Annotated in this window: 4 protein-coding genes; all 4 read right to left on the reverse strand. The window is 39.2% G+C overall.

Translation table 11 applies throughout. From position 1 onward, the window contains the following. Positions 1-256: 256 nt before the first annotated feature. The 4 genes from QOW94_RS10720 to QOW94_RS10735 are packed head-to-tail and all read right to left on the reverse strand — an operon-like array spanning position 257 to position 5,952. On the reverse strand, positions 257-1,225 hold the full coding sequence (locus QOW94_RS10720; protein ID WP_283680450.1) for a glycoside hydrolase family 43 protein: 969 nt from the start codon (positions 1,223-1,225) through the stop codon (positions 257-259). Further along, positions 1,218-1,583: a DUF6805 domain-containing protein gene (locus tag QOW94_RS10725; RefSeq protein WP_349630362.1), complete on the reverse strand. Its 366-nt coding sequence runs from the start codon at positions 1,581-1,583 to the stop codon at positions 1,218-1,220. The genes QOW94_RS10720 and QOW94_RS10725 overlap by 8 nt, the downstream gene beginning before the upstream one ends. Continuing rightward, positions 1,584-3,635, reverse strand: a complete 2,052-nt coding sequence (locus QOW94_RS10730; RefSeq protein ID WP_283680452.1) for a beta-L-arabinofuranosidase domain-containing protein — start codon at positions 3,633-3,635, stop codon at positions 1,584-1,586. Beyond that, entirely contained in the window at positions 3,625-5,952 is a 2,328-nt protein-coding gene (locus tag QOW94_RS10735) for an alpha-L-arabinofuranosidase family protein (protein WP_283680453.1), read from the reverse strand. The genes QOW94_RS10730 and QOW94_RS10735 overlap by 11 nt, the downstream gene beginning before the upstream one ends. Between the last annotated feature and the right edge of the window lie 147 nt (positions 5,953-6,099).

Below are 6,099 nucleotides of genomic sequence, written 5' to 3' on the forward strand. Positions count from 1 at the left end.
GACGCTCGGAATTTAATTCCACTGGTGTTGGCGACCTCAACCTCAACTTTAGTATAGTAAAAGAGGTATCAAGATTGTCGTCACAATCTTGATACCTCTTACATTAGGATGTTTGACGAAGAACCAAATTTCATTTTCTTGAAATTTATCGCTTCTTTTTTGCTTTCATCCAAATCCTTGCTACACGCAGTAACCGTCAGGACTGGGGGGCCATTAATCATTGCCCCCATATATCCCAACCACAACATGCTTTTTACTAATCATAATTATATGGAACAGGTTTGCCAAATACCGGTAACCCATTCTCATCCCAACTAAATGCCTGAACCTTAGTGTGGCGATTTGGGTCGTATAATGGATCACCCTGAATATCCTTGTAATCACGACAATGGTAAACAAATAAATCTTGCTGGTCGTCTTCTGATTTGGTGAATGAATTGTGTCCTGGGCCATACTGATTCGTTGCCTCATCACTTTTAAACACTGGATGGTCTAACTTAGTCCACGAGCTAGCATCTAATAGATTAGAAGTTTCATCAGCATATAACAGACCGACACAATAGTTTTCATCTGTCGCACTAGCAGAAAATGTAATAAAGACCTTACCATTCCTTATAAGCACCGCTGGCCCTTCGTTCACTGCAAATCTGTGCTTTTCCCAATCAAACGTTGGCGTACTAATCATCACTGGGTCTCCCTTAATAGTCCACGGGTTTTTCATTTCAGCGATATATAGATTCGAACTACCTTCGATAGCCGGATCCTTCTGAGCCCAGACCATCATCAGCTTATCTTCGAATTCAAACACCGTTTCGTCTAAACTAAAACTATCGATTGGTGTTTCAATTTGACCCTTTTCAACCCAGCCACTCGCATCCATCGGATCAGCTAACATTGAACTAATACAAAACATTCTATGGGGGTGATCTTCACCACCCTCACTATTAAAAACAGTGCTTTCTGCCTCAAAATAGATATACCAAGCATCATTGATCCAATGGATTTCTGGTGCCCATATCAGATTATCCATGGCTCCGGGAGTAGCGTGCTTCCGCCAAACTGTTCGGGGAGCTGCATGTGCCAGCCCATTAATTGTCTTTGCTCTGCGCAATTCGATTCGGTCATACTCCGGAACACTCGCTGAAAAGTAGTAATACCCATCTGAATGTTTATAAATATATGGATCAGCCCGTTGAAGAATAACGGGATTAATGTATTCAGTCATTGCCAATAGCTTCCCCTTTTCTAATAACGATTCCAAATATTCTAGCCATATCTTCACTACCAAAGAATTTAATCGCCAGATTTTGCTTATCATCAGATTTATTGATTTTTAGCTTCTTAATGAAGAACTCAGACTTATCAAGCTGATCCTTTGCAGGAGCTACAACTTGAAATTCTTCATTCTGGTCACCAATTTGGACAGAAACTTTCTTACCAATATCGGCTAAATTCAAAGTAAGTTCCACCGTTAATTGCTGACCAGGTTCACTATTGAATGAATACGAATACCAACCATCTTTTGCCGCTACTCGATATCGTTTGCCACGAAAGGCACCAATTTCAGATTTAGATGATTTTATTTATTTGTTATATTCAAAGTTATTCTCATCAAAGTTGGTAAGTTCATCCACTACACTCTTTTGAAACTGCTTAAGTTTCTTAAGTTCGAGTTGCCTTTGTTTTGCTGCTTCACTTCCTGCCTGTTGCCACTGGAAGTATATTCCGTACCGTTTATTATAGACTTGATAATACGGAACAAATTTAATACTTTCCTCAACGCCAGGCATAGTAAATGTAAATAAATAGTCATCTGCCGATTCACTTAAGGTGCCTTGTGTCACTTGATTTTGCCAATCGTTAAAATCATTGTGAGTGGTCAGCGTCCCAGCAACTGTTTCATCAGGCGTAGAACTACGAACTAAGATTCCAGTTGGACGGTCATCGTCTAATTTATAATCCGGTAACAATCCTGCTAAAACGTATGGACCGTACCTAAACGATACGTAATCATGATTATCTTGAGCTGGCTCAAGCGTGAGATTTTGATTCAATTTCAACTCAATTTGAAGTGGTTTGTCACTAAGCTTAATGACCCAAAAACCATCCATTATATTAGCAATTTCATCGTTACCATCAACCATAACTGCACTACCGCTCTGGGCCCATTCTGGCACTCTGAGTTTCACAGCTTTAGCCACAAATGGTTTGGTTTCATCAATCCGATCAACTTTAATTTGCACCCGCCCATTACGCCTATTGGCTTGTAAATCTAGTTTAAGGTTAAAGGATGGGTCAGTTAGAGTATTTGCTACGTACATGGCGATAACTAGCGAAAGGTTATCATGGTAGTAATATGAGTCAGTCAATTTCGTAAAACTTTCAATTCCAGTTCCAGTACAACACCAAAATTCATCAAAAGGACGGTTATATACCTTTAGAAAACCTGATGCCATTGGTTGAAAGTAGGTCATCATCCCTGATTCAGGATTTTGGGAACCCAATATAGCATTCAAATATGTTCGTTCATAGTAATCTAAATACTTGTTATCACCAGTTATACGGTATAATTCTCGGGTAAGTTTAAGCATATTATGTGAATTACAAGTTTCGCAAGTCAAACCACCATCTTCAATCACTGCATCATGATAGAGTTTGTCCGAATCGTGAAAATGCTCTGCTTGACTGTTGCCACCCGTGACATATGTGTGGTGATTAATCACAATATCCCAGAAGTTGACAGCTGCAGCGTAATACATATCCAAATTTTCAATTTCATGCCTTGAAAGGTTTTCTTGGGCGCTTTCCCTAGAATTGCTGAAGATTTCATACCTTCTGATTGCTCCTAATAGCTTAGGAATCGTTGTGTTAGCGTGCAACCCTGAAAGAATATCGTGATTTTCACTCAACTGTTTGAATAGCGTCACCTCATCAAAATACTGAGCGGCAACAAGAAAATCATGATTTTTAGTAATCGCAAACAGATGGTACAGGGCATCATTCATGCCACCATACTCAGTTTTCAACATCTGCTCTTTATCAGTCAATTTAGTAACCCTGTGGTAGACATATTCGCCAAACAATTTTGCAGCTGTAAGAGCATCATTCGCTAGTTTGTCATCAATCCCTTGCAGATTTTCATAGGTCATTATCAGCCCAGCTAGAACCTTATGAAGGTTGTACCATGGCACTAAAACATTTTCCTTTTCGGCATCAGAAACGACTTTCCCCTCAACTTCATCCAAGGCTACCTCTCTAAAAGCCGACACGTATCCAGTACTCTCAGGGTGCTTTTCGCTATATGCATTCTGAGCAGCAACGATCCCATCAACTGATTGTCTTAACTTTTCAATTAACTTTTCTTGAGTATTCGCATCATGAACTTCGGCGATGGATTGTGACAACGCCGACATGTAATGGCCAAAAAAATGGCCCCGAAAATTCGCGTCATCACTACGTTCCCAACCGCCATATGATTCAACGTTTGCCAACGAATTTATTCCAGCGACATTGTAGAAATTTACTAAGAATTTGTTAGGATCCAAATCGAGAAGATACTGTTGAGTGTTTTTTTGGTACCCTAGAATTTCTTTGTCCTTCAAAATAACATTTGCATTGTTAACATTATCTATCATTAATAGGCCCTTTCTCCAACTGTGGCTGACTTTCAACGATTACTACTGAATGCTTAGGAACTTCATATTTCAAAGTATCAATTTGAAAGTTTCTCTGATCAATTTTACTATCTTGACCAATAACATTTTCGGCCGTTAGTTTTCCTGACAATTCATGAATTTTTGCGTTGCTAAACACTCTTTCATCTAGTGAAACTGTTACTACATCACTAGTCACATTTACCAGCTTTAGATAGTATTTTTGAGAACCTGAATCGTACACAAGACTATGGTAGATTTGGTGAATCTCTGCTGGTAGAATCTTAACATTGTTCATTAACCCACCATTAATAAAAGTTTTGACAACTTGATTCTCGACTCTAATTTTAAGTTGGTACTCCTCATTAGTCATCATTGTCCATGCAGACTGATTCCATTCACTCTGATCATCACCCGAGCCAATCTGTCTTATGATTGAATCTTGATTTTCCCAGCCGCCAAGCACCCACTGAAGTTGTTCATCAGAACTATGCTTGCTAAATACCAAATGAAATCCTTTATCTTCCCGACCACCGATTCGCTTTACCTTGCAGTTGATTTCGTAGGCATTACTATTCAAAGCAAGTAAGTCAATATGGTTCTTCTCAGTTATCGTAGCGGAATTCAAGTGATAAGTTAACCCGTCTTCAAGATTAGTCAACGTTGCGTCATAAAAATCAACATCCGCATTATCACCCTCTAGGGCAATAGTACCTCCAAACTGGTTTTCTCTTAGCGTTCTATTTGGTAATTCTCCAGTTACCGAGTACTCAACGTTATTTGTACCTTGGAAATTCATAAATGCCTTTTGGACGTAATAATTAACACTTGGGCACACATTTTTCTGGTTAAAGAAGATCAAATCAGGAGCCCAGTTTACATAGTCTGCATTTGCAAGCAGTGGCGCATAACAAGCCAATCCCACTTTATCAGCATTTTTCTCTAATGACGTCATGAATGCTGCCTCAGTCAATGCATTTTCCCAGCGATTTGCCTTTGAAGCATACTCTCCAATAAATGCCTTGGGACCATTGGGATCGTAATTATCATAACGAGAATAGTTTGCATAAAACCAATCTGGGGCCATGTAAAAATGCTCATCAACATAGTCAGAACCATTATCAATCGCACTATTCCAACCGCGCTCAAATTCCTTTCCGGCGGCAAACGGTCCGCTTGAGTTAATTAGCTTTATTTGAGGATACCTTTGTTTAATTGCCTTATGAAAAATTGGATAACGGTCAAAGAACGCTTGGCCAACTTCTTCATTACCAATTGCTAAATACTCTAAGCCAAACGGTTCTGGATGCCCCAATTTTGCTCTAATTTGTCCCCAAGTAGAATCGGTACCACCATTTGCAAATTCAATTAAATCAAGTGCATCTTGAACCCACTCATCTAGTTCATCCATTGGTACTGCTCGCTTATGATGGGGATCATATCCTCCTGGCAGAACTGGAAGTGGTTTGGCGCCAATATCCTCAGCAAATTGAAAATACTCAAAGAATCCCATTCCTAATGTTTGGTTGTATCCCCACTTATTTCTCCTAATAGGTCGACTTTCAATTGGTCCAATTGACTTTTTCCACCTATACATAGAATCCCGATCATTTTCGTCTAGGGTGCCATCATGAACTAAGCATCCTCCCGGAAACCTAAGAAATTTGGGGTGCATTTCAAATAGCAAATCTGCAATATCCTTACGAACCCCGTTTTTTCGGTGTTTAAATGTATCAACTGGGAACAGCGATACCATATCAAGACTAATATCAGTATTCTTCGGAATGATTATCTTTATTCGACCCTGAGACGTCGATGCTGTTGCTATTAACTGACACTGATACTTTTGCCAACTCGTTCCTGAGATAATTATTTTTTCTGGCCGACTAATCAACTTATCCTCTTTATCAACCAGCACTATTTGGATCTCCCGAGCTTCATTAGCATTAGCAAATAGCATGAAATCATACTGTTCACCAGTCTTAAAGACCATCCCATCGTTATACCCCAAATTCAGCACAGAAACATCTTTATCTTTAGCAACTACGTTTAGATAGTGACAATTCTGGCTATTCAACGGCTCCGTATTTTCTACTGAATAGTCCGGGGTACCGCTAATTTTCCACGAATAAAGCGGACTATACTCAGCATTGTCGATTTTTTCAAATTCAAACGACCTGTTCTGAACCATCTCCGCATACAAGCCACCATCAGCTGCATGATTAATATCTTCGAAAAAAATACCGTAAAGGTCACCAAGTTGCACGTGAGATATATTTTCAACACTAAAATTGACCATTAATATCCTCCTCAAATGCAAAAAAGAGGCCGGGACATAAGTCCCGCCAATAAATAAACTGGATCATATTTTTCATGACTTTTTGAAAAATATGATCCAGTTTTTCTTTTATCAGTAAAAAATAAGAAAAATTAGCCATCATCAAGG

Source organism: Lentilactobacillus sp. Marseille-Q4993 (assembly GCF_951230165.1).
Taxonomy (GTDB): Bacteria; Bacillota; Bacilli; order Lactobacillales; family Lactobacillaceae; genus Lentilactobacillus.

Excerpts from the sequence above, each read along its gene's own strand:
- QOW94_RS10720 (WP_283680450.1), bottom strand. The coding sequence starts at position 1,225 with ATGACTGAATACATTAATCCCGTTATTCTTCAACGGGCTGATCCATAT.
- QOW94_RS10730 (WP_283680452.1), bottom strand. The coding sequence starts at position 3,635 with ATGATAGATAATGTTAACAATGCAAATGTTATTTTGAAGGACAAAGAA.
- QOW94_RS10735 (WP_283680453.1), bottom strand. The coding sequence starts at position 5,952 with ATGGTCAATTTTAGTGTTGAAAATATATCTCACGTGCAACTTGGTGAC.